This window comes from Aliirhizobium wenxiniae, from assembly GCF_014201355.1.
GTDB classification, from domain to species: domain Bacteria; phylum Pseudomonadota; class Alphaproteobacteria; order Rhizobiales; family Rhizobiaceae; genus Neorhizobium; species Neorhizobium wenxiniae.
Window position 1 is genome coordinate 341,110 of sequence record NZ_JACHEG010000002.1, and the last position, 24,135, is coordinate 365,244.

Below are 24,135 nucleotides of genomic sequence, written 5' to 3' on the forward strand. Positions count from 1 at the left end.
CCACTAAGTTGACAAATCCGGTTGACTTAATCAGGAAGGCCCCGTTGGGGCCTTTCTTTTTGTCTTCGCCACCCCTCATCCGCTTGGAGGAAAGATCGTGAACGCAGCTGCATTTCCGCATCGGGATTTCGTTCTGACCGGCACGGCCATTCCGGTCGATGCGGAAGACATGCTTGCAGAAATCTGCGAGCATTTTATCGACCATGCCGAGGTTTTTCGCGACGGCGATCATGTGACGCTGTCGAGCGAGATCGGCGAGGCCTATATCTCAAAGGTCAGCGAGCAGCTCGACATCCGGCTTGCCTGCTCGACCGAAGACATGCTGTCGATGACGCGCGGGATCATTGCCGAACATCTGTTCATGTTCGCCGGCGACGATCCGCTGACGCTCGAATGGGCAGACCAGCCGAAGCCGGAAAAGCTTGCCAATCTGAGCGAGATTACCGTGGTCTCTGCGGAAAATGTGACGCCAAGGATGCGGCGCCTCACCGTCTCCTGCGCGGATACCGCCCGTTTCGATACCGCCGAAGGCTTGCATGTGCGTCTGCTGATGCCGCCGAAGGGGCGTGAGCCGATCTGGCCGGTGACGCTTGCCGATGGCCGCATCGGCTGGCCGGAAGGCGAAGACGAGATTGCGGTGCGTTATTACACGATCCGCAGCATCGATCTCGAGCGCCGCGAGATGGTGATCGATTTCGTCGTGCATGACGATTGCGGCAGGCGCATGCCGGGTGCCGAATTCGGCCTCACCGCACAGCCGGGCGACCGGGCTGCACTGCTCGGCCCCGGCGCGGGCGGCATGCCGGAGGCGCGCGATCTGCTGCTTGCCGGCGACGAGACCGCACTTCCCGCGATCGCACGGATGATCGAACTCGCCACGCCTGAGATGAAAGTCCATGCGATCATCGAGGTGGCGGACAAGGCAGAGGAACAGGCGCTCGTCTGTGCTGCCAAGGATTTTTCCATCGAATGGCTGCATCGCGATGGCGCGGAGCCGGGCACGGCGAAATTGCTGGAACCGGCGATTGCCGCGCGGCTTGAGACGCTCGGCCCGGAGACATTCGTGTGGGCTGCGTGTGAAAAGACGGAAGCGCAGGCAATTCGTGCAAGGCTGAAGGATGGCGGCCTCGACCGAACGCGGATGAGCTCGATCACCTACTGGCGTCGTGGCCATACGGACTGAGCGAAACGCATTCGGCTTGCTCCGTTCACCACGAAGACTTATCTCCGTGGTGAGTAGAGGGATTCCCGTTCCATGACCAAAGCCTATCTTCCGACCCGCAGCCTGATCCGCATTTCCGGCAAGGATGCCCAGGATTTCCTGCATTCGCTGATCACCACCGATGTCGAGGGACTACCGGAGAACGAGGCGCGTCCCGGCGCGCTTCTGACGCCGCAGGGCAAAATCCTGTTCGATTTCCTGATCTGGCGGGATGGCGAGGTTTTTGTCGTCGAGACCGAGGCCGGGCAGCGTGATGCGCTGATGAAACGGCTGATGATGTACAAGCTGCGTGCGGCGGTCGATCTCGCGGCCCTGCCAGATAATGGCGTGACGGTCTTCTGGGGCGACGAGACGGATCAGGGTGCGGTCGTGGATAGCGCATTCGTCAAGGCAGGCATCTCGCTTTCGCGGGCACCGGGCCAGCATGCCGATGATACGACTGAGGCCTATCAGGCGCTCAGGATAAAGGCCGGTCTGGTCGTCTCCGGCGAGGACTATGCGCTGCAGGACGCGTTTCCGCATGACATCCTGCTCGACAAGAATGGCGGGCTTTCCTTCCGCAAGGGTTGTTATGTCGGCCAGGAGGTCGTCTCGCGCATGCAGCATCGCGGCACGGCTCGCCGCCGTGTGGCGCATGTGACAGCCGAAGTCGCGCTTCCGGCAGCGGGCACCGAGATTACGGCAAGCGGAAAACCTGTCGGCACGCTGGGATCGGTCTCGGATAAAAACGCGCTTGCCATCGTGCGGATCGACCGCGTCGGTGATGCGGTGGCCAATGGCGTGCCGCTTCTGGCCGGCGATGTGCCGGTGACGATCGAACTGCCTGCATGGACCGGCCTCACCTTCCCTGCCGAAACCGAAGGGGCCGAGCCTTGAGTGCGACAACCAGCGCGCGCGCTTGGCAGCGCATGCTTTCGGGCCGGCGGCTCGATCTGCTCGATCCCTCGCCGCTCGATGTCGAGATTGCCGATATTGCCCACGGGCTTGCCCGCGTTGCCCGCTGGAACGGCCAGACGCGCGGCGACCACGCCTTTTCGGTCGCCCAGCATTGCCTTGTGGTGGAAGAAATCTTTCGCCGCTGCAACGAGGCTGCGTCTTTCGAAGCGCTGCAGATGACGCTTCTGCATGATGCACCGGAATATGTGATCGGCGACATGATCTCGCCGTTCAAGTCGGTGGTCGGCGGCGGCTACAAGACGGTCGAAGCGCGGCTGGAGGCCGCCGTGCACATCCGCTTCGGCCTGCCGCCGCATCCGAGCAAGGACCTGAAGGTGCTGATCAAAAAGGCCGATACGGTCGCGGCCTATTTCGAGGCGACCGAGCTTGCCGGCTTTACCACGGCCGAAGCGCGCAAATTCTTCGGCCAGCCGCGCGGCATTACCCGCGAGATGCTGCCGCTTCAGCCGCTTTCGGCCGTCGAGGCGCAGGCGCTGTTCATTGCAAGGTTCGAGGCGATCGAGGCGGGACGGACGAAGGCGGTGACCAAGTGAGCACTATCGTCGTCTGCCCGCTTGCCAGCATTGCCGAGACCGCGGTTCGCCACGGCGCAAAAGAGATGGTCAGCCTGATTGCCGAGAAGCAGGACTTCCATCGGCCGGGCGTTATCCGCGCCGAGCGGCATCTGAAGCTTGCGATGAACGATATCGGCTTTGCCGGCACCGGCGGGCTGATTGCTCCGAGCGAGGCGCATGTCGCCCAGTTGATAGAATTCGTCCGTGACTGGGACCAGTCGGCACCGCTTATCGTACATTGCTGGATGGGTGTTTCCCGTTCTCCGGCTGCCGCCGTCATCGCCATTCTGGCGCTCAATCCGGATGAGGATGATGCTGCCCTGGCGCAGCGCCTGCGCAAGGTCGCCCCCCATGCGACGCCGAATACAAGGCTGATCGAAATTGGCGACCGGATGTTGCAGCGCGATGGCCGGCTGGTTGCAGCGATGAAAGCTATAGGACGCGGCGCTGACACCGATGGCCGCGCTTCGTTCTCGATAGAATTGAATAGGTAAATTCTCCAAATAGTTGAAAACACTGCTATCTTCAAAGAAATACGGAAAACCTTCCGCGATTTCCTTGACCTCCTTGAGCTTTGCGCCAATTACGGGCCGAAGTGAAAAACAGGAGTTGTTTACGGAATGGATCAGGCATCCGATTTTGTCGTCGCGACACGAACGGCGCTTGCCCAGCTGACGGCCCTCGCCGTTCAATATTCCTTCTCCGTCATCGGCGCGCTCATCCTTCTGGTGCTTGGCTGGCTGGTCGCGGGGCTGCTCAGCCGCTGGGTCTATAACGGCCTGTCGCGCATCAGCGGTATCGATGCGACGCTTTCGCAGTTCTTCTCCAATATCGTGCGTTATGCAGCGCTGATCCTTGTCGTCGTCATGGTGCTCGGCCAGTTCGGCGTACAGACGGCATCGATCCTTGCCGCACTCGGCGCGATCGGCCTGGCCGTCGGCCTGGCGTTGCAGGGCACGCTACAGAATATCGCCGCCGGCATCATGCTGCTGGTGCTGCGTCCCTTCCGGGTCGGTGAAAGCATCGAGACCGGGTCCGTTACCGGCACGATCGTCGATGTCGGCCTGTTCGCGACCGAGTTGAAGACGGCAGAAGGGGTCTATCGGCTGGCGCCGAACTCGACGCTTTGGAACGTGCCAATCACCAATTACAGCCGGCTTGCTTCCCGCCGCCACGAAATCACCATTTCGATCGGCGCGGACGAGAATGTCGATGTGACCGAAAGCAAGCTCGTCAATCTGGCGGCAGCGGACAAGCGCGTGCTGAAATCTCCCGCACCGACCGCGTTCATTTCCGATTTCGACGCGGGCAGCGCCAAGATTACACTGCGATACTGGATCGGCAGCAAGCAGTGGTGGGAGGTCAGCCGCGACATGACCAAGGCCGTCAAGCTCGCTTTCGGCAAGGAGCCGGAACCCGAGGTGCCTCAATCGCCCGAGGAGGTCACGGTCTAACAGGGATCCCTATCCATCGTGTTGCGTGACAGAGTACCGGCCGAGCGGACCTCCGCTGCCCTTTTCAGGGCACGGACGAGCCGGAGCCAGGCACAGACGATGGCGAGGATGTATCGGGTCCGGTTACGAGGACTGGACCCGATACCTTTTGGATCTATCCGATCGTGACAACGGCTTTTTGACGAGCGTCATTCTTCAGACACTCACAATCCAGACATTGCAAACCTAGTCATGGCCTGTGGAAGGCCAACTCGGCCCCTTTTTTCGCCGGGTCGATCCTCTACATTGACCTCGCCTGGCGCTGCGACATTCTCGCACCGGCATAGGGGGAGTAAACGTGTTCTTGATCGATATCCTGCTGGTCATCCTTGTCTTCTTTCTGGTGTCGCAAAACCGAAAGATGTCTACCCGTGTCGACGGGGTGGAAACGGAACTTGCGGCTCTCAAGCAGATGATCTCGGAAGGCGGGCTCGGCCCGGCTCTCGCACCACAGCCGGTGCGACAAGAGGCTGCCGACGCGGTTCTGGAAGAGATGCGAGCCGAAGAGCCGGATGCCGTGCAGGCAGCCCAAGCTGATGAGAACACCCCGGAGACGACGGCTGCCGAGACCGGGGCCGACGAAACGATATCGGAGCCACCTCGTCCGGTCCGCGAAAAACCGTCACGGGAAAATCTGGAAAGTTATCTCGGTGCCCGCTGGCCGGTCTGGGTCGGCGGCGTGGCGCTGGCATTTGGCGGCATCTTTCTCGTACGGTATTCGATCGAGGCCGGCCTTCTAGGTCCGGCGGCACGGCTTATGCTGGCGTCACTTTTCGGCCTTCTGCTGATGGCCGGTGGCGAGATCGTGCGGCGGAAAGCACTGCCGAAGATTTCCGAAATCTATGCCAATGCGATGATCCCCGGCGCGCTGACGGCAGCCGGTGCGGTGACGCTGCTGGGAACGGTGTTCGCGGCCTATACCTTTTACGAGTTCATCGGCTCCGGCACGGCCTTCGCGCTGCTGGCGCTGGTCTCGTTTGCGGTGATTGCGCTGTCCTTGCTGCACGGGCAGGCGCTTGCGGGTCTCGGCCTGCTCGGTTCGCTCGTCACGCCGCTTCTGGTAACGACGGACGCGCCGAACGCCAATGCGCTGTTCCTCTTCCTCGGCATCACCTGGCTTGCGGTCAATGCCGCCTCGCGCATTCGCCGTTGGACCGTCGTTCCGATGCTCGCCAATATCGGCACCGGGCTTTGGGTGCTGGTCTATGCCGCAATCGGCACGGGTTTCGATCCGCTGCCGCCCACGCTTACCATGCTGGTGATGATTGCCGGCACGATCTTCCTCTGGCCAGGCCAGCAATATTCCGCAGCCGCCGGCACCGGCTGGGCTTCGCTGCTGAAACGGCCGCCGCTGAAGATCACCCTGTCGCTATCGATCATGATCGTGCTTTGTGCGCTCGCCACCGTTGCCAGCGGCACCAGCACGGGGATCGACCCGCAATTCGCATTCCTGGCAGTCATCGCCACGCTTGCGGCACTGGGTGCGGCTCGCGCCTATGCATTCTGGCCGACCATCATGTCGGCCGCAGGTGCGGTTCTCGGCACGTTGATCACTGCACTTTCGCTGCTCGATTATATCGCGCCGGAAGGTCTGGACGGCACGCCGATCCCGCTTCCGCTTTCCGGTAACGAGATTGCGGTCAGCCTGCTGCTCGGCGCGATCTTTACCCTTCTGGGTTTCGCTGCCCTGAGGCGCTTCCGCAGAGAGGAAAAGGAATTCTCTATCGCCTGGGCCCTGCTGATGGGAGCGATGCCGGTGACGCTCGGCTTCATCTCCTTCCTCAACTTCGGCAACTTCTTCCGAGACTGGACGCATGGGCTTTACGGGCTGGCTATCGGTGCGGCTCTCATTGCCGCCGCCGAATGGCTGTTCCGGAAGGGTGAAGACGACAGGATCGACTGGCCGGCCAATCTTGCCGTCGCCGGATCGTTTGCAGGCCTGACGCTGGGGCTGCATGCGCTGACCAACGGCATCGTCACCACCGTTCTCGTATCGGTGCTCGGCTTTGCCTATCTCATGGCCATGCGGGTTCGCGCATGGCCGGCGCTGCCATGGATGATGGCGGCAGCGATCGTGATCGTCTTCGGCCGGATTGCCTGGGAGCCGACGCTGATCGGCGCCAACAGCCTCGGCACGACGCCGTTCTTCAACGCGCTTCTGATCGGCTACGGCATCCCTACCCTGCTTGCGATCGTCTCTGCCTGGCTTTTGCGCGGTTCTTCCGATTTCCGCGTGCGCAACATCATGCAGGCACTCGCCTCGCTCTCGGCGCTGATCACGATTGCGGTTCTCGTGCATCACGCGATGAACGGCGGAAAGCTTTCCGGCGATGTGCCGACGCTCGGTGAACAGTCGATCTATACGCTGATCACCATCGGCTTCTCGGGCATCCTGATGACGCTGGACCTGAAAACTCCCTCGCCGGTCTTCCGTTTCGGCTCGATGATCGCCGGCGTGGTGGCGACGGCGAATGTGCTGTCGCTGCATGTGTTTGCGCTCAATCCGTTCTTCTCGGGCGAGGACACCGGGCCGTGGCCTTTCGTCAATCTTCTGCTGCTCGGTTATCTCCTGCCGGCTCTCGCCTACGCGCTCGTCGCCTATCTGGCGCGCGGACGGCGGCCGGTGCCTTATGTGGCGATGCTTGCCGTCTCGGGCGCCGTGCTCGGTTTTCTCTGGGCAACGCTTTCGGTGCGGCGCTTCTGGCGGGGAACCAATATCGCCGACTGGAAGGGGTTCATTCCCGGCGAAACCTATACCTATTCGGTCGTCTGGCTGATCATGGGTGTCGGGCTTCTGGTGCTCGGCTCGAAGCTTGACGCCAAGAGCATCCGGCTTGCCTCCGCCGGACTGGTGCTGATCGCGGTGTTGAAAGTGTTCCTGATCGACATGTCGAACCTCGAAGGTATCTTGAGGGCGCTCTCCTTCATCGGGCTTGGTGCGGTGCTGATCGGGATCGGGCTTTTCTACCAGCGGATATTGGTGAAGAAGAGCGACGAGCCTGATACCGATTCCAAGGAAAGCACTGCATGACCCTCACCCTCGCCGCCGCGTTTGCCCCTTACGAAGAACTGGCGCGGCAGCTTATTCCGCACGCCACCGATAGCGACGACGGAAGCCACGACATCGCTCATATCCTGCGGGTGTTCAGGAATGCCTTGCGCATCCATGCGAAGGAAGGCGGCGATGGTGAGGTTCTGGCCGCCGCGGTGTTGCTGCATGACTGCGTTTCGGTGGAGAAAAACTCACCGCTGAGAGCACAGGCCTCGCAGCTGGCGGCAGACAAGGCCAGCGGCATTCTGGCCGGCATGGGCTGGGAGACGGCAGCGATCGAAGCGGTCGCACATGCGATCACGACCCATAGCTTCTCTGCCAATATTCCGCCCGAAACTGTCGAAGCGAAGATCCTGCAGGATGCGGACCGGCTGGACGCGATCGGCATGGTGGGTGCGGCGCGTTGCTTCTACATTGCCGGACGAATGGGGTCGGGCCTTTATGACCCCGCAGATCCGCTTGCCAAAGAGCGGGCGCTGGACGACAAGAGTTTTGCCATCGACCATTTCGAGGTCAAGCTGTTCAAGCTCGCTGACGGGTTTCAGACCGCGGCCGGGCGTGCGCTGGCCGGTGAGCGGAACGAGCGGCTGAAACAGATAAGGGATATGTTCCTGGACGAAATCCAGGGCTGAGATCCGGGAACAGCAGTTGAGGACGATATGATGAAGGTCGCGGAACTGAATTTCTACCCCCTGAAGAGCGGCCGCGGCATCTCGCTCGATCAAGCGGTGATGACGCTCGCGGGCATTCCCGGCGACCGGAAAATGATGGTGGTCGACCCGTCCGGCCAGTTCATCACCCAGCGGGAATTGCAGGAACTGGCGCAGGTGGAAGTCGAACCGCGCGATGTCGGCTACCGGTTCGCGGTCGAGGGCAAGGGGGAGATCCTGGTTGCGATTCCGCCCACTGATCGGCGCATGGACGTCGTCGTGTGGAAATCCCCCGTCAGCGCCGCGATCGCCGATGACGGGGCGAATGCGATCCTTTCCACCTGGCTCGGCCGCGAGGTAAAGCTCGCCTTTTTCGACGAGAAGGCCGAGCGCATTGCAAGTGCGGAATGGGCGGGGCCGGATACGCCGGTGACCTTTGCCGACGGTTATCAGGTGCTCGTCACCACGACCGGTTCGCTTGCAGCGCTTAACGCCGATATGGCGAAAAACGGTGAAGGCTCCGTGGGAATGGACCGGTTCCGTCCGAATATCGTGCTCGACCATGACGGGGCCTGGGACGAGGACAACTGGGAAGGCATCGAGATTGCCGGCATCCGGTTCGATTTCGTCAAACCCTGTGCCCGCTGCATCATGACCACGCAGGACCAGCAGACCGGTTCGCGCGAAGGGCCAAGCCCGATCCCGGCGATGGGCCGCATCCGCATGTCGGGCGACCGGCGGGTGCCCGGCCCGCTGTTCGGCTGGAATGCGGTGCCGCGCAGCGAAGGGACGATCAGGCTCGGCGATGCGGCGACGATCACCGGCACGCGCGATGCCTGGGCGATCAAGCGGCGGGCCTGACGCCGCACAGGGCGAAATTCCAGGGCAGAGCGTTCCGGGGACTGCGATAGGCGTCTTGACGCATGGCAGCCATGCGGAATGATATGTTGCCTGCATGGCGTGCTGACGGCCAAAACGGCTGCATTCTCAAAAAACAAGATTCGGGCCTTGCGTTGCCATCAAGCTTCCTGGGCGCTTTCTGACCGGAAAACGCTCAAGAGCTTTTATTCATGACACCACGCACCCAAGGCCTGTTCTTCGCGCTGACCGCGGTTTCGATCTTCGCGGTTCAGGACGGCATTTCCAAACATCTCGGCCAGGCCTATCCGCCGGTTTTCGTGGCGATGATCCGCTACTGGTTTTTCGCCGCCTTCGTGCTGGCTCTGGCGACCCGCAATCAGGGCGGAATCAGGCAAACGGCGAAGAGCAGCAGGCTGGTGCTGCAGATCATCCGCGGCGCGCTTCTCGTCTTCCAGATCGTCGTGTCGATCTATTCCTTCGCCAATGTCGGGCTTGCCCAGACCCATACGATCTTTGCAGCGGCACCGCTGGTGGTTGCCTGCCTTTCGGTGCCGTTGCTCGGCGAAACCGTCGGATGGCGCCGCTGGGCTGCTATCGGCGTCGGCTTCATCGGCATTCTTTTGATCATCGACCCGCTGCATGCAAGCTTCAGCGCCAGCATCATCGTGCCTATCACCTGTACCCTGATGTTTGCGCTCTATTCGGTTCTGACGCGTATGGTCAGCAGGACCGATACGTCGCAAACCAGCTTCTTCTATACCGGCATTGCGGGAGCCGTAGCGATCACGTTGATCGGGCCGTTCTATTGGACGACGATCACACCCGACTACTGGTTCTGGATGCTAGCGCTCTGCGTTACCGGCATGACCGGACACTATCTGCTGATCCGCGCCTTCGACGTGCTCGATGCGGTCGTGGTACAGCCGATTTTCTACTGGCAGACCGTGCTCGTCTGCCTGATCGGTACGTTCATTTTCGGCGAGGTGATGAGCTGGAACATGATCGGCGGCTGCGTGATCGTCATCGGTGCCGGCCTGTTCACCATCCTGCGCGAGGCGCAGCTCGGCAAGCGCCGTCCGCCTGTCCAGCCGCCGGGGTCGCTGTAAAAAGGGTCAACCGGTCGAGCGACGGTTTCAGTTGAACAGGCTGAGGATATTCTGCGGCTGCGAGTTGGCGATCTGCAGGCTTTGCAGCGCGAGCTGTTTCTGCGTCTGAAACGCCTGAAGACGCATCGACGCTTCTTCCATGTCTGTATCCACGAGACGGCTCACGCCGCTCTCGACTTCGTCCATCATCTTTTGCGAGAACGCCGCCTGCATCTCGATGCGTTGCTGAATCGCTCCTAGCATGGCTCCGCTATCGATCGACTGGCTGAGCATGTATTCCACCCCTTCGATATATTCGTCGATGGTGAAATTGCTGGTGGTGACATCAATCTCGGAAAGATCGAAGCGCAGCGTGAATGGTGGATCCGGCCGGAACGAGCTGATGTAGAAATCCACCGCCTTGTTGCCATAACCCGGATAGATCGCCTGATCCGCCTGGAATGTCAGACGGTTGCCTGAGACGGATACGGCAAGGCCTTCGAAACCTGGAACGAGATAGTCGACAATCGTCTTTAGATCGGCAGCACTGCTGATCCGGCCGTCGGTTGTTCCAAGTGCTGTATCAACGGCCGTCCGATCAATCACGAAAGTCTGGAGCGGCGCGTTATCGATGCTCAGGTCAAATGAGATCGTCGCGTCCAGCATCACCTTGAAACTCCAAAGAAAATTCATCGAGGAGCTGGTGATCATGTTGTCATGGTCGATCCGTGGCACCGAATCGAGGCCAAGCGTGCGCTCTGTCACCGTTGGTCCGAATGTGCTGGTTATGCCACTGATATAGATGCTGGATCCAACATTCGGAGAAGTTTCCAGTGTGCGGATTTCGTAATTGTATCCATCTGTGGGCGACGTCGCCTGCGTGCCGTAGACGTCTGCGTAAGCGTTGGCGCCGACATTGGTGAAAGCCTGCTGAATGACCGTGCGCAATTGAAAGACATTGTCTATCTCGCCGTCATTCGTCCCAAGTGCCGCATCGATAACACTCTTGTCGATCGTGATATGGAAAGACATGCCAGCAGATTCGGGGCTGTTGTCGATAAGCAGATCGAACTGCACCGAATCGGTGGTGCTGAAGGTGATCGGTCCGTCGAAATAATGGTCTTCATGCCCTTCGTGATAGAAGCTGCTGGTGCTCATTCCACCGAGCGGCATGTAATAATCCAGATCGTCCTTCTGCAGGATGCCGCCGCCGAAATCGTTCAGCATGCTGGTTTTTCTCAGATCAACCTTGCTTGTGTTGATCGTCGTCGCACCGTCCACGTTGCGCGTGAACGAATCCACGACGACATCGTCCAGCTCATTGATATTGTTGATGTGATCGCCGGCGTAGGTCTGCAGATAATTGATGCCGCTGAAGCTGGAGGACCTGACGATGCTGTCGGCCTGCTTGCTCAACTGAGAAATCTGGTTCTGGATCTGAGCCTTGTCGACACTGTCTTCCCTGGCGGTGACGAGTGTCGCCTTCACATCGGTCAGCAGATCAATTATCGCGCCGGTGCCAGCATAAGCGGTATCCACCTTCGCTGCACCGACACCAAGCGCATCACTTGCAGCGGAAATCGATTTGTTGTCGGATCGCATGGTGGTCGAAATCGCCCAATAGGCGACGTTGTCGGAAGCCACCTTCACCCGGAGGCCGGAGGAAACCTGTTCCTGGGTTTCATTCAATCCAGAAGAGACTGCCCGCAGCGTCTGAAGCGCCGACATGGCGGAAATATTGGCTAAAATACTTGTCATGACGTACCGGATAAATCGATTGAAATATGGCGTCGTCATGAGCCGAATCGCGGAAATCGCGAGACTTGAATTTTGTCAGTTATGGTTAACGAAATCTTGCCAATTGGCAAGCCTCGATCCTTCGTACGTAATCGTACGAACTTGGCTAGGCGCGTGTCCGAGCGCTCAATTCGAGCCCGGCGCCATCAATTGCGCTGATGGATGACGTTCGCAAAACTCGTTTCACCAACGCGTGATGAGAGTATATGAACATCTTCCCATTATGGAGGACACCCATGTCTCAAGCTGCTCCCGTTTCCGCTCGAGCGACGATGCCCTGGCTTATTATTTGCGCCGGCGCGCTCGTTGCGCTTCTGACATTCGGGCCACGTTCGGCCATGGGTTTTTTCCAGCTGCCGATGCTCGCCGATACAGGCTGGGACCGCACGACCTTCGGGCTTGCCATGGCGATCCAGAATCTTGCCTGGGGTCTGGGCCAGCCGGTCTTCGGGGCGATCGCAGACAAATGGGGCACTGCCCGGGTCCTGACCTTCTCGGGTCTGCTTTATGCGGCGGGTCTGGCGCTGATGTCGACAGCGCATTCGGAGAGCATTCTCTATCTCTCAGGCGGAGTAATGGTGGGGCTTGCGGTAGGTGCCGGATCGTTCGGCACGATCCTCTCGGCTTTCGCCCGCAACGTGACGCCCGAACAGCGCTCGTTCGCTTTCGGCATCGGGACTGCTGCAGGGTCTGCCGGCATGTTTCTCTTTGCACCGCTGAGCCAGGCCCTCATCTCCACTTATGGATGGTCGGACAGTCTTGTCATCATGGCCGTGATGATGCTGGCAATCCCGCTGCTCGCCATTCCGCTGCGCGGCAATTCAAGCTCGGGAACACAGTCACAAGCCGCGTTCAAGCAGACCGCCGGCGAAGCTCTGAGAGAGGCGTTCGGCCACAAGGGATATCTGCTTCTGACCAGCGGCTTTTTCGTTTGCGGCTTTCAGGTGGCCTTCATCACGGCACACTTCCCGGCTTACTTGCGCGATATCGGTATCGATGCCCGTTATGCGGTGATCGCCATGGCGCTGATCGGCTTCTTCAACGTCATCGGTTCGCTGTCGGCCGGGGTGATCGGCCAGCGATATTCGAAGCCCTATTTCCTTGCCTATATCTATCTCGCGCGCTCTGTTGCGGTGACCGCCTTCCTGCTTTTGCCGCAGACGCCGCTTTCGGTGATCATCTTCGCCATCTTCATGGGGCTTTTGTGGCTTTCCACCGTGCCGCCGACGAACGGGCTGGTGGCGATCATGTTCGGCACACGGCATCTCGGCCTGCTGGGCGGGCTCGTGTTCCTGTCGCATCAGGTCGGTTCATTTCTCGGCGTCTGGATGGGCGGTACTCTTTATGACCAGCTCGGCTCCTACGATACCGTCTGGTGGTTCGGCGTGGCGCTTGGAATCTTTGCCGCGATCGTCCACTGGCCGATCCAGGAAAAGCCTGTCGACCGGCCTGCAGCAATACAGCCGGCGGAATAAGAGTCAGCCGACCTGACGATCCACGGGCGGCGCGGAGAGCGCCTTCAAGGCTGCCTGAACGAACCCTTCACGGGCATCGTTCGCGGTGATGCCGCGCGGCTCGTAGACATGCCGGTGAAGGAAGAACTGTGTAAGCCGGAACGCTGCCAGCATGCTCTCACGATCCGCTGCGGGTTTTGGCCCCTCCCCGAGGAATGCCGGCAGGGCCAGCATACGATCGGCATACGGGGCACCGGCCTCGCCGCAGACCGCCCGGCCGCTTTTTGGCGATACATATTTGAGGTTCTGCCGCACCCCGGTCGCAGCACATTCGGTCAGATCGAGGCCGTAACCGAGGTCATTCAGGACTGCCAGTTCAAACCGGACAAACAGTTCACCCGCATCGGCGGGATCATCCATCGTGTCGAGAATGATATCGAGCGCATCGAAGAGATGCGGGTGCGGATCGCGCTCAGGCAAAAGGCGCAGCAGTGCCCCCATGGCCTGCACACCGTAGACGGCGGTGGCGGTCTCCATCAGTTTTGCGGCCCTAAGCCTCACAGGTTCGAGCTTCAGTTCGCCCAGATGCTCGTCGAGCCTTGCGCGCCAGACGGCTTCGACCCGATTTCCCGGCTGCAGGACCGGCTGCATGGAGCGAGAGCGGCCAGAGCGGACAAGGCCCAGATGGCGACCGCGCTCGCGCGTCATCAACTCGGCGATGACGCTGGTCTCGCCATGCCGCTTGACACCAATAATGATCGCCTCGTCCTGCCACTGCATCGATGCTTGAAGTCCTTTCCGAACCGATTCAGTTCTACCGCATAAGTCTTTCAGATTGAATCGGTTTCGCGATCTGCAACACATCTCGAAAAACTGCGATCGGGTGTCATCTCCATTGGAACAAATTGACCGTCAGCGGAATTCTCTCGCCAAACAAGAACGGGTTCAGGGAGCTCCCATGAGACATATCGTTTTCGCTGCCGCCTTGGCATCTGCGGCACTTGCCGGTTTCCTGCCGGCAAATCCGGCTGCGGCGCAATCACCCCAGCTGGAACAGGCCTGCATGGCGGTGGCAAAGAATTTCCTGCTGGTTCCCTCGCTCAAGACCGGGATCGTGCAGTCCTTCCCCGAACTCGATCCACCCGGCGCGCGGCTGACCTATTCCACCCGCGAGGATGCAAAGCCGACAGACTATAACAACGAGATCGAGTGCCAGTTCGACAAGGCGACGCCGCCCTTCGGGCTGGTGCGCTTCTGTATCTCTAAAACCTGCTATGGCCCGGGCGAGCAGGAACCCGACAATCGCCGCCGCTTCGAGGAAGTCAAGGCGCTGATGGCGCGGCAAAAATAACGGCAAGCGCCGGCGGCACGCCAATCGTTGCCGCCGGATTTACCTTTTTGGGTCCATCAATTCTCGGCCCGTCGGCCAAGCGCTCCCAGCGCCGAAGTCAAATAACGTTCAGCCAAGGCATGGCGGCGGCGCTTGGCAAGCTTCAGCGCCTCCATACAATGCGAAGCCAGCGGATCCGCGTCGTTAGACTTCACACCGTTTTCCTCTGCGGTCACCAAACCGGTATAGATCGACGGCATGCCTTCGCCATTGCGCAGGCAGCGCCCCTGCCCCGTGACGACAATGCTCTTTCCGCTCGGATGACTGATCTTGTAGGTCTGGTGACACGGCTTGCCGGAGACGATGGTCTCGTGCAGCGCCTTGGCCACGCGCGGCATGTCGTCTTCCGCAACATGCTTGATCACCTGCTCGATCGGAGCTCCGATCTCTAGCTCGTGAGGCGGAATACCGTAGATATAAGCGAAAACACTGTCGGCGAAGACTTTGTTTTCGCCTAGATCCCAGCTGAAGAACCCGACAGCGTCCTTCAGATCCACGCCCTTGTCTCGTCCCGTATATTTGCTGGTGGCCATGCGGCTCGCAATCCTTGTGGCGCTTTTTTTCCATCCCTAATCGCCACAATCTGAATCAGACTGGTGACAAATCAGATCAAAGTTCCACAGTTGCGCCGTGTCAAGTTCACCGCGTATAGTTGTGCGCATATATAGGATATATCACGTTTGCCTGTGGACTATATACATGCACATCGGGCGTACCTGAAGGAAATCAAGAGCACGGAAGGTGAGATAAATCTTTAGTTTATCAACCTTTTGGGAATTCCAGGCCCATCTCGCGGAAGCGTTCCGGGTCATCGCCCCAGTTCTCACGAACCTTGACGAACAGGAAGAGATGCACCGGCTGCTCGAGAATTTCGGACAGTTCCTTGCGTGATGCCGTCGAGATTGCCTTGATAGCTTCACCATTCTTGCCCAGCGCGATCTTCTTCTGGCTGTCACGCTCCACATAAATGACCTGCTCGATGCGAACCGAGCCATCCTTGCGCTCTTCCCACTTTTCCGTCTCAACGTGAGAAGCATAGGGCAGTTCCTGATGAAGGCGCAGGAACAGCTTTTCGCGGGTGATTTCGGCTGCCAGCTGGCGCATCGGCAAGTCGGAAATCTGGTCCTCGGGATAATACCAGGGGCCTTCCGGCAGGGTCGTGGCGAAATAATCCATCAGGTCGTCGCAGCCGGAGCCGGTGGTGGCCGAGATCATGAAGGTTCGCTCGAAATCCACTCGCTCATTTGCCGCTGCGGCAAGCGCCAGAAGGTCCTCGCGCTTGACCTGATCGATCTTGTTCAGAAGCAGGATCTTCGGCTGACGGACTTCCTTGAGGCCTTCAAGAATGGTCTCGGCATCACCGCGGATGCCGCGCTCGCTGTCGATCAGGAGCGCGATCACGTCGGCATCCTTGGCGCCGCCCCAGGCGGTCGTCACCATGGCGCGGTCGAGCCTGCGGCGCGGCTTGAAGATGCCGGGCGTATCCATGAAAACGATCTGGGCATTGTCGTGAATGGCGATGCCGCGGACGATGGCGCGGGTCGTCTGCACCTTGTGGCTGACGATCGAAACCTTGGCGCCGACGAGCCGGTTGACCAGCGTCGACTTGCCGGCATTGGTAGCGCCGATCAGCGCGACGAAGCCGGAATGGGTCGGGCCGCCGGCAGCTTCATTTTCTTCGCCGGCAATGTTGTGGTCTTCGGTCATATCGATCCAATCAATCCTGGCTCTTCGGCCAGATGCCCTCGCGCTCGAGGAGCTTCGTTGCGGCAACCTGCTCGGCTGCCCGTTTCGACCGGTCGGTGCCGGTTTCGGGCGCGACGCCCTTGATTTCCACCGTCACCGTGAAGCGCGGATCATGATCCGGTCCGGAGCGGTCGTCCACCCTGTAGGACGGGGTGGTATTGAATTTCGCATGCGCCCATTCCTGCAGCTCTGTCTTGGCATCGCGCCGCGCAGCATCGGGCTTGCTGGCACGATCCTGCCAGTAACGCAGGATAAAAGCACGGGCAACTTCCAGACCACCATCAAGATAGAGCGCAGCGATGAGGCTTTCCACCACGTCGGCACGAACATTGAGCATGCGCTTGCCGGTCAATTTCTTGACGTCGGCGCCGGTGCGGATGAAACGGTGCAGTTCCAGCTCATCGGCGACGGTGGCACAGCTTTCCGCGCTGACCAGCTGGTTGAGGCGCACCGACAACTCCCCCTCTTCCGCCGAGCGGAAGGTGGTGAAGAGAAGTTCGGCGACACACAGGCCAAGCACGCGGTCGCCGAGAAACTCAAGACGTTCGTAATTGGCATTCTTGGCGGTGCCGGTGCTGGCATGGGTCAGCGCCCGGTCAAGCCATTGCTTGTCGGCGAAGACATGACCGATCGCCGTTTCCAGCTGGCCTCGCTCTTCCGCCGACAATTGTTTCATCTTCATCAGTTGACGCCCTTGAACAGACGATCCCAACGCATGTTGGACGGCCACTTCCAGATTTCGCGGAACGAGGTGTCGTTGCCGAGCGAGAAGAAGATGACGCTGGCGCGACCGACCAGGTTTTCAGCCGGTACGAAACCGACGTCGAAACGGCTGTCGAGCGAGTTGTCGCGATTGTCGCCCATGAAGAAGTAATGGCCTGCGGGAACGTTGAATTCCGGCGTGTTGTCACCGCGGGAATTGGGGATCTGGTCGAGCGTGTCGTAGGTCTTGCCGGTGTCGAGCGTTTCGCGGAAGACCGGAACGTTGGAGCCGGGATCGAGGCGATAATCTGACGTGAAGCTGCCGTCAGCCTGCTTCGGAACCGCCTGGCCGTTGACGTAGAGAATGCCGTCACGCATCTGGATCTTGTCGCCCGGCAGGCCGATAAGACGCTTGATATAATCGATATCCGGCTGCTGCGGCAGGCGGAAGACGATGACGTCACCGCGCTTCGGCTCGCTGAATTCCAGAATACGGCCATCGAACAGGTCCGGCGAGAAAGGCAGCGAATATTTCGAATAACCGTAAGCGAACTTGTTGACGAAGATATAATCGCCGACGAGCAGGGTCGGCATCATCGAACCCGAGGGAATCGTGAAGGGCTGGAACAGGACAGTACGGATGACCATAGCGAGCAGCAAGGCCTGGATGATGACCTTGATATTCTCCCAAATGGCATTCGGCTGCTTCGTCTCGGCTTTGTCGGACACGTCAAAAATCTTTCTATCTCGGGGCGAGTGGCTGAACTGTCTAAACGCTTAGCCAAGCCGCGGCAATGGTGGCGAGATTACTAAACGTTCATGCATTGTCGGAAGCATGCATTTCCGCGCCGGCATCAGGTGGATATCGGTTTCGCCTCGATGATCACGAAGGCCTGGGCATAAGGATATTCATCGGTGATGGTGATGTGGATGACGGGCTCATGGCCGGCAGGGATCAGTTCGGCGAGCCGGTCGCCGGCACCGCCGGTCAGGACCATTGTGGGCTTTCCGCCGGGCAGGTTGACGACACCCATGTCCTTCCAGAACACGCCATTGGCAAGCCCCGTCCCCAATGCCTTGGAACAGGCTTCCTTGGCGGCAAAACGCTTGGCGTAGGATTCGGCCCGGTTCTTGCGGCGCTCCGATTTTGCCCGCTCGATCTCGGTAAAACAGCGGTGGGTAAAGCGTTCGCCGAACCGCTCTATGGATTTTTCCACGCGCCTTATGTCGATGAGGTCGCTCCCCATGCCGATAATCATCAAGCTGATCCTATACCTAAATTGCCGATCCGGTTTCGGCTGACTTGAGGCGTCTTGCCCTCTCCGTCAAGCGGCCGAGGCGACGATCGCGAAAACCACGCACGGCAAGATAGGTCACGGCATAGAAGAAAAGCGCACAGAGCAGGCCCAGAGGCAGCGAGCCGACAAGCATAGGCTCAAGCACCGGTCCCCAGAGCTGAGAGACGTCAAGATGGGCGAACAGGGCCTCAAGATCGATATGGCGCGAGGTCGGCTCGGCGCCAAGCATGAACTGCCCCACTTCCCAGGTCAGCGGCCAGATGATCGGACAGGTCAGGGGATTTGCGAATGTGGTGCCGATTGCGGCGGCGATCATGCTACCGCCAAAAAGCCAGGCGATCGGGATGGCAAACAGGACGTGAAATCCGAGAAAAGGTGTCCATGCACTCAGGACGCCGACCGCCACGCCAGCGGCGACGGCATGGGGAGAACCGCCGATGCGCATGACCTTGAGGCGATAATAACCGAGCGTACGGCGAAACCCTCTTTTCGGAACGAACATCCCGAAAAGCCTCTGACTGAGTGAAAGAGGAGTACGACGGCGAAACGGCATTCCAGTTAACCTGTCCAATCGATCCGGACAGGGCCGGCCGTGCTGGCTATATGATCAAGCGATACTATAGCGGAAACCGAAAATCGTGGCGAATTTGGGGATGAAGATCCACGCCGACCTTAAGCCAGCGCCGGGAAACCCCAAAGGGTCGCCATCAGGCTGTCACCCTATCCAGCATCTCGTGCCCCGGCTCACTGGCCAAAGGCACGACTACGGTCAGACTTAGAACTGCGACTTGCGGAACATGCCGCGGTCGACCTGGCGCATGCGGTACTCGAGATCGATCCGATCACGCGATTCATTGAGATAGGCCATTTCACGATCCTGGGCCGAGGGAACGCGCAGGGCGCGTGCAAACTTGCGTACTGTGTCAAACATCGTCTTATCTTTCGTTCCTATTACTTTGCTGCTGCTAAAATACGACTTCCCGAGCTCTTTTACCAACGCCTGCGAAGCGATGCAGACTTGCTCCCAATGCATGGCAAGCGCTTTGACAGCCGTCAAACTGACCAAATAACCGGCGACAACGAGCGCAGCACGGCAAAAATGTTCAAAAAACAACCGCGGGAGCCGGCAAGCCCCCGCGGTTGGACATATCGTCGCAGTCAGAAGAGCAGATGCCCCCTAGTACATCTCAGGCCTGACGCTCAAAACTCTTCCCAGCTGTCGCTCTTGAGTGCCGTGTTGCCGGAGAAGGCACCTGCCAGCTTGCGGCCCAAAGCGCGTGCCGGCGAAGCGGTGGGCGTTTCATCCACCTGCGCAGAGCGCACAGGTTTGGTCGGCACCCTTGCCGAGCGTTCTGATAGGGCTCCGGAAAGCCTGAACTGCGCCAGCAGGGCATTGAGCGATGCAACGTCGCGGGCGAGACCGTGACTTGCCGCCGTCTGCTCCTCGACCATTGCCGCGTTCTTCTGCGTATCCTGATCCATCGTATTGACGGCTGTGTTGATCTGCTGGAGGCCCGAGGATTGTTCCTGCGCACTCTCCACGATGGCGGCCACGTGCCGGTTGATCTCCTGGACCTCCGCCACGATCATCTCCAGCGCCTTGCCGGTCTCGCCGACCAGATGCACGCCGTTCTGGACCTGATGGTTGGACGCGGTGATCAGTGTCTTGATCTCCTTGGCGGCATTTGCGGACCGCTGGGCCAGTTCGCGCACTTCCTGTGCGACAACGGCAAACCCCTTGCCCGCCTCACCTGCACGCGCGGCCTCGACACCGGCGTTCAGCGCCAGAAGATTGGTCTGGAAGGCGATGTCGTCGATGACGCCGATGATGTTACCGATCTCGCCGGACGACCTCTCGATCTCTTCCATAGCCTTGACAGCGCTGCGCACGACTTCACCCGACTTTTCGGCACCTTGACGGGTACGCGTGACAAGCGAGCCTGCCTCGGTGGCGCGGCGGGCTGCGTCCTTCACCGTGGTGGTGATCTCTTCTAGAGCGGCAGCCGTTTCTTCGACCGAAGCGGCCTGCTGTTCGGTGCGCTTGGCGAGATCGTCGGCAGCGGAGCGGATTTCCGCCGAACCGGCCTCGATGCTGCGGGCGTTGCCTGCAACCTGCTCAAGCGCTTCCTGGAGCTTGGAGGCAGAGGCATTGAAGTCGTTGCGGACGCCATCGAGCGCCGTGGTGAACCGCGCTTCTATACGATGCGAAACATTGCCATCGGACAGCTGGCTCAGCGCCTCGGCGAGACTGTCGACGGCAAACTTGACGTCGGCGGCTTCACGCGCCCTGGCGGCTTCACGCTCGATACGTTCCTTTTCCGACAGGCTACGATTGTCGTCGGCTTCCTGTTCAAGCCGAATGCGCTCCAGTGCATTGTCGCGGAAGACGGCGACAGCTTCGGCCATCTGGCCGATCTCGTCCTTGCGGTCGAGACCAACGATCTCAGCTTCTGTTTCGCCGACTGCAAGCGAAGCCATACGCTCTCGAAGCTGGGCCATCGGTGCCGTTATGCCCGCCTGAGCGATCATCATGGCGGCCCCCATAGCCAACAAGATGCCGGCAACCATGCCGCAGATCGCGTAAAGGATCGTTGACGAAACGGACGCCGACATTTGGGCGGCACCGTTGTTGAGGATCTCCGTCATGGCAACGTTATTGGCGGCGAACTTTAATGGCAATGCAACGATCACCCCGTCGAGCTTGGCCGAGAAATCATGAACTCCAGCCGCATCACCGGCAACGTAAGCTTTCAACAGGCCATCACCAACCGCCTTCAGATTGTCGACACCGACAAGCAATTCATCGATTGCCTCTTTACGGCTTGGGACGATCGCGGGGATTTTGGTCAGGCGATCACGCGCTGCGGCAAATTCCTGACCAAAGCGCTCAGACAGTTCCTTGAATTTTTCGGACTTGGGGTCCTGCACGAGCGCACGCCCCAGCCAGGTGGTTGACGTCCACATGCCGGCGGCAGCGCGCGGGCTCAAGGTCGCTGCGTTGCTTTCGTTCTGCAGGAAGTTGGAATAGGCGCCGTTGGCAGCGCTGAATTTGCTTGTAACGTGCAGTAGGCCAGTCAGAGAAATGATCCCAAGGATGGCAATCGCCATCAGAAACTTGGTCTTGATCCGTAGATTTTTGAGCATAGGGAAACCTCGATACGTGCTGGAAAATCCATGCGAGAGGACAGATGTACGAACGAACGCAGGAACCGCCGGACGAAGGCGGCGCGTGTCATACGCGCAAAGAGCGGGGCGCTTCTCAAATTTCCCGGAACAATATGTAGAACTTCCGGCTATAATAAACCGTTACGTTTCGATCATCGGAATCCTGTTCCGATAAAAAACTGCAACATGCGATTGCCGCCGCCCCCATAATCAACCACGAACATGCGACCTACCGGCAGCGAGACTGCGTTGCTCACCAAACGAAAGCGGCCGAAGACACCATGTCCCCGGCCGCGACCGCTTATTTCGGAGATAGCGGGTTGCAGAAACCGCTATCGATCAGACACTCAGAACTCTTCCCAGCTGTCGCTCTTGAGTGCCGTGTTGCCGGAGAAGGCTCCTGCCAGTTTGCGGCCCAAAGCGCGCGCCGGCGAGGTAGTGGGCGTTTCGTCCACCTGAGCAGAGCGCACAGGCTTGGTCGACACCCTTGCCGAGCGTTCTGACGAGGCTCCGGAAAGCCTGAACTGAGCCAGCAGGGTATTGAGCGATGCAACGTCGCGGGCGAGACCGTGGCTTGCCGCCGTCTGCTCCTCGACCATTGCCGCGTTCTTCTGCGTATCCTGATCCATCGTGTTGACGGCTGTGTTGATCTGCTGGAGGCCCGAGGATTGTTCCTGCGCACTCTCCACGATGGCGGCCACGTGCCGGTTGATCTCCTGGACCTCCGCCACGATCATCTCCAGCGCCTTGCCGGTCTCGCCGACCAGATGCACGCCGTTCTGGACCTGATGGTTGGACGCGGTGATCAGTGTCTTGATCTCCTTGGCGGCATTTGCGGACCGCTGGGCCAGTTCGCGCACTTCCTGTGCGACAACGGCAAACCCCTTGCCCGCCTCACCTGCACGCGCGGCCTCGACACCGGCGTTCAGCGCCAGAAGATTGGTCTGGAAGGCGATGTCGTCGATGACGCCGATGATGTTACCGATCTCGCCGGACGACCTCTCGATCTCTTCCATAGCCTTGACAGCGCTGCGCACGACTTCACCCGACTTTTCGGCACCTTGACGGGTACGCGTGACAAGCGAGCCTGCCTCGGTGGCGCGGCGGGCTGCGTCCTTCACCGTGGTGGTGATCTCTTCTAGAGCGGCAGCCGTTTCTTCGACCGAAGCGGCCTGCTGTTCGGTGCGCTTGGCGAGATCGTCGGCAGCGGAGCGGATTTCCGCCGAACCGGCCTCAATGCTGCGGGCGTTGCCTGCAACCTGCTCAAGCGCTTCCTGGAGCTTGGATGCCGAACTGTTGAAGTCGTTGCGCACTCCATCGAGTGTTCCCGTGAAAGGCTGCTCGATGCGATAGGAGACATCACCGTTGGAGAGCTGGTTTAGTGCCTCGGCGAGATTGTCGACTGCATATTTGACGTCGGCCGCTTCGCGAGCCTTGGCGGCTTCGCGTTCGATGCGTTCCTTCTCCGACAGGCTACGATTGTCATCGGCCTCCTGTTCGAGACGCTGACGTTCAAGCGCGTTGTCGCGGAAAATAGCGACGGCTTCGGCCATCTGGCCGATCTCGTCCCTGCGGTCGAGACCGTCGATTTCAGCTTCGGTCTCGCCGGCGGCGAGAGATGCCATGCGTTCCCGCAAACGCGCCATCGGCGTGGTGACGCCCTTCTGCGCGATCAACATGGAGAAGGCGATTGCAACGGCAATCCCGATTAACATGCTGACGATCGTGACCCGAATTGCGTCGGTAACACGCGCATTGAGCTGGTCCGAACCATTCTTGATCAGATCCGCCATGGCAGTGTTGTTGGCGCCCGACTTTGCCGAGAAATCGATGGTGGCCTGTTCGAGCTTGACCGTCATGCTGTCGAACAGTGCCTTGTCACCGACGGCATGGGCCTTGATCATTTCGCCGCCGATCTGCCGCATGGCGTCTATGGCGCTCACCAACTCGTCGATTGCGGCCTTTCGGCTGGGAACGATGGCCGGGATCTGCTCCAGACGGCCGCGGGCGCCGCTCAACTCGTTATTGAAGCGGGCAGCGAATTCCGTGAATTTGTCAGACTGTGGATCCTGGCTTACGGTACGGTTCAGCCAGTTGATAGCCGTCCACGCGCCGGCAACACCACGAGGCCCATAGACAGCCGCAGTGCTCTCGTTCTGGAGGAAGTTGTAATATGTGCTGTTCGCCTCTTCGAAGCGTAGAGTGACGAAAGCCAGGCCTGCCAGCGAGATGAACGCCAGGATCGCAATCGCAATCAGAAATTTGGTCTTTATTTTTAGGTTCTTGAGCATCGGATACCTCCACAACGCGATGAACTCAGCGCATTGAGCCGAGAACCGGGCTTGGTTCTCGGAGACACTATGCGCAAGTCTATTTGCTGCAGCACCAGCCGCCGCGGGATCCCGCGCTTGGCGCAACAGTGCGGACTCCCGACGAAAGAGCCAACCAAACAGGAGCCGTCCAACCATGTGATCTGGAGGAACGACGCACATCATGCGCGCTTGAGAGCAAGGGGGTATCTCGAATGTCCCGGGCAGAGCATAGAACTCGGTCCGATAATAAAATCTTACGTTGTATCGAATTTTATAAAACTCACGGCAAAATGCCGCACCGTCCGTTCAAACGCCTGTCTTGATACCAGTGAAAGGCGACTTCGGAGAGATTTACCTAAAGGAAAGGCCGCAGACGGGTTGCCTGCGGCCTTTCGTG

At 59.6% G+C, this 24,135-nt stretch carries 22 protein-coding genes; 11 read left to right on the forward strand and 11 right to left on the reverse strand.

The genetic code is table 11. The annotated features are described in order from the left end of the window. Positions 1–97: 97 nt before the first annotated feature. The 9 genes from HNQ72_RS09650 to HNQ72_RS09690 all read left to right on the forward strand — a co-directional run bounded on the left by HNQ72_RS09650 (position 98) and on the right by HNQ72_RS09690 (position 9,895). Positions 98–1,183, forward strand: a complete 1,086-nt coding sequence (locus tag HNQ72_RS09650) for a siderophore-interacting protein (protein ID WP_244654230.1) — start codon at positions 98–100, stop codon at positions 1,181–1,183. Between the two features lie 72 nt (positions 1,184–1,255). After that, positions 1,256–2,098, forward strand: a complete 843-nt coding sequence (gene ygfZ, locus HNQ72_RS09655; RefSeq protein WP_183991987.1) for a CAF17-like 4Fe-4S cluster assembly/insertion protein YgfZ — start codon at positions 1,256–1,258, stop codon at positions 2,096–2,098. A 32-nt stretch (positions 2,099–2,130) separates the two neighbouring features. Next, positions 2,131–2,712 (forward strand): YfbR-like 5'-deoxynucleotidase, encoded by a 582-nt coding sequence (locus tag HNQ72_RS09660; protein ID WP_244654332.1) that lies wholly within the window; start codon positions 2,131–2,133, stop codon positions 2,710–2,712. Beyond that, complete coding sequence (locus HNQ72_RS09665; protein ID WP_183991991.1) at positions 2,709–3,227, forward strand: tyrosine phosphatase family protein; 519 nt, start codon at positions 2,709–2,711, stop codon at positions 3,225–3,227. Before HNQ72_RS09660 ends, HNQ72_RS09665 begins: the two co-directional genes overlap by 4 nt. 126 nt (positions 3,228–3,353) lie before the next feature. Beyond that, complete coding sequence (locus HNQ72_RS09670) at positions 3,354–4,187, forward strand: mechanosensitive ion channel family protein (RefSeq protein WP_183991993.1); 834 nt, start codon at positions 3,354–3,356, stop codon at positions 4,185–4,187. 400 nt (positions 4,188–4,587) lie between these two features. Continuing rightward, positions 4,588–7,257, forward strand: coding sequence for a DUF2339 domain-containing protein (locus HNQ72_RS09675; RefSeq protein WP_183993071.1), 2,670 nt, complete (start codon positions 4,588–4,590; stop codon positions 7,255–7,257). Continuing rightward, positions 7,254–7,910, forward strand: a complete 657-nt coding sequence (locus HNQ72_RS09680; protein WP_183991995.1) for an HD domain-containing protein — start codon at positions 7,254–7,256, stop codon at positions 7,908–7,910. The genes HNQ72_RS09675 and HNQ72_RS09680 overlap by 4 nt, the downstream gene beginning before the upstream one ends. Positions 7,911–7,940: 30 nt before the next feature. Then, entirely contained in the window at positions 7,941–8,789 is an 849-nt protein-coding gene (locus tag HNQ72_RS09685) for an MOSC domain-containing protein (protein WP_183991997.1), read from the forward strand. A gap of 209 nt (positions 8,790–8,998) precedes the next feature. Then, on the forward strand, positions 8,999–9,895 hold the full coding sequence (locus HNQ72_RS09690; protein ID WP_183991999.1) for a DMT family transporter: 897 nt from the start codon (positions 8,999–9,001) through the stop codon (positions 9,893–9,895). A 27-nt stretch (positions 9,896–9,922) separates the two neighbouring features. On the opposite strand, the gene HNQ72_RS09695 is transcribed toward HNQ72_RS09690, so the two are convergent. Further along, positions 9,923–11,632, reverse strand: a complete 1,710-nt coding sequence (locus HNQ72_RS09695) for a flagellin N-terminal helical domain-containing protein (RefSeq protein WP_183992001.1) — start codon at positions 11,630–11,632, stop codon at positions 9,923–9,925. Between the two features lie 275 nt (positions 11,633–11,907). On the opposite strand from HNQ72_RS09695, the gene HNQ72_RS09700 reads away from it, so the two are divergent. After that, a complete protein-coding gene (locus tag HNQ72_RS09700) occupies positions 11,908–13,146 on the forward strand; it encodes an MFS transporter (protein WP_183992003.1) in 1,239 nt (412 codons plus the stop codon). A 3-nt stretch (positions 13,147–13,149) separates the two neighbouring features. Here HNQ72_RS09700 and recO read toward each other — a convergent pair whose 3' ends face one another. Next, positions 13,150–13,905 carry a DNA repair protein RecO gene (recO, locus tag HNQ72_RS09705; protein WP_183992005.1) on the reverse strand — a complete coding sequence of 252 codons (756 nt, stop codon included), beginning with the start codon at positions 13,903–13,905 and terminating at the stop codon, positions 13,150–13,152. 178 nt (positions 13,906–14,083) lie between these two features. On the opposite strand from recO, the gene HNQ72_RS09710 reads away from it, so the two are divergent. Next, positions 14,084–14,476 (forward strand): hypothetical protein, encoded by a 393-nt coding sequence (locus HNQ72_RS09710; RefSeq protein ID WP_183992007.1) that lies wholly within the window; start codon positions 14,084–14,086, stop codon positions 14,474–14,476. Between the two features lie 56 nt (positions 14,477–14,532). Here HNQ72_RS09710 and HNQ72_RS09715 read toward each other — a convergent pair whose 3' ends face one another. The 9 genes from HNQ72_RS09715 to HNQ72_RS09755 form a co-directional block, all read right to left on the reverse strand. Further along, the gene (locus HNQ72_RS09715; RefSeq protein WP_183992009.1) at positions 14,533–15,048 is read right to left on the reverse strand and encodes a PAS domain-containing protein; all 516 of its coding nucleotides are present in this window, start codon (positions 15,046–15,048) and stop codon (positions 14,533–14,535) included. 229 nt (positions 15,049–15,277) lie between these two features. Further along, positions 15,278–16,222 carry a GTPase Era gene (gene era, locus HNQ72_RS09720; RefSeq protein WP_183992012.1) on the reverse strand — a complete coding sequence of 315 codons (945 nt, stop codon included), beginning with the start codon at positions 16,220–16,222 and terminating at the stop codon, positions 15,278–15,280. A gap of 10 nt (positions 16,223–16,232) precedes the next feature. Further along, positions 16,233–16,943: a ribonuclease III gene (gene rnc, locus HNQ72_RS09725; RefSeq protein ID WP_183992014.1), complete on the reverse strand. Its 711-nt coding sequence runs from the start codon at positions 16,941–16,943 to the stop codon at positions 16,233–16,235. Next, positions 16,943–17,692 carry a signal peptidase I gene (gene lepB / locus HNQ72_RS09730; RefSeq protein ID WP_183992016.1) on the reverse strand — a complete coding sequence of 250 codons (750 nt, stop codon included), beginning with the start codon at positions 17,690–17,692 and terminating at the stop codon, positions 16,943–16,945. Before lepB ends, rnc begins: the two co-directional genes overlap by 1 nt. 125 nt (positions 17,693–17,817) lie before the next feature. Beyond that, positions 17,818–18,222 (reverse strand): holo-ACP synthase, encoded by a 405-nt coding sequence (acpS, locus tag HNQ72_RS09735; RefSeq protein ID WP_183992018.1) that lies wholly within the window; start codon positions 18,220–18,222, stop codon positions 17,818–17,820. Positions 18,223–18,238: 16 nt separating this feature from the next. After that, entirely contained in the window at positions 18,239–18,763 is a 525-nt protein-coding gene (locus HNQ72_RS09740) for a DUF2062 domain-containing protein (protein ID WP_183992020.1), read from the reverse strand. A gap of 273 nt (positions 18,764–19,036) precedes the next feature. Further along, positions 19,037–19,192, reverse strand: a complete 156-nt coding sequence (locus HNQ72_RS09745) for a DUF3563 family protein (protein ID WP_148145467.1) — start codon at positions 19,190–19,192, stop codon at positions 19,037–19,039. Positions 19,193–19,461: 269 nt separating this feature from the next. Next, positions 19,462–21,405 carry a methyl-accepting chemotaxis protein gene (locus HNQ72_RS09750; RefSeq protein WP_183992022.1) on the reverse strand — a complete coding sequence of 648 codons (1,944 nt, stop codon included), beginning with the start codon at positions 21,403–21,405 and terminating at the stop codon, positions 19,462–19,464. 368 nt (positions 21,406–21,773) lie between these two features. Continuing rightward, positions 21,774–23,717, reverse strand: a complete 1,944-nt coding sequence (locus HNQ72_RS09755; protein ID WP_183992024.1) for a methyl-accepting chemotaxis protein — start codon at positions 23,715–23,717, stop codon at positions 21,774–21,776. Between the last annotated feature and the right edge of the window lie 418 nt (positions 23,718–24,135).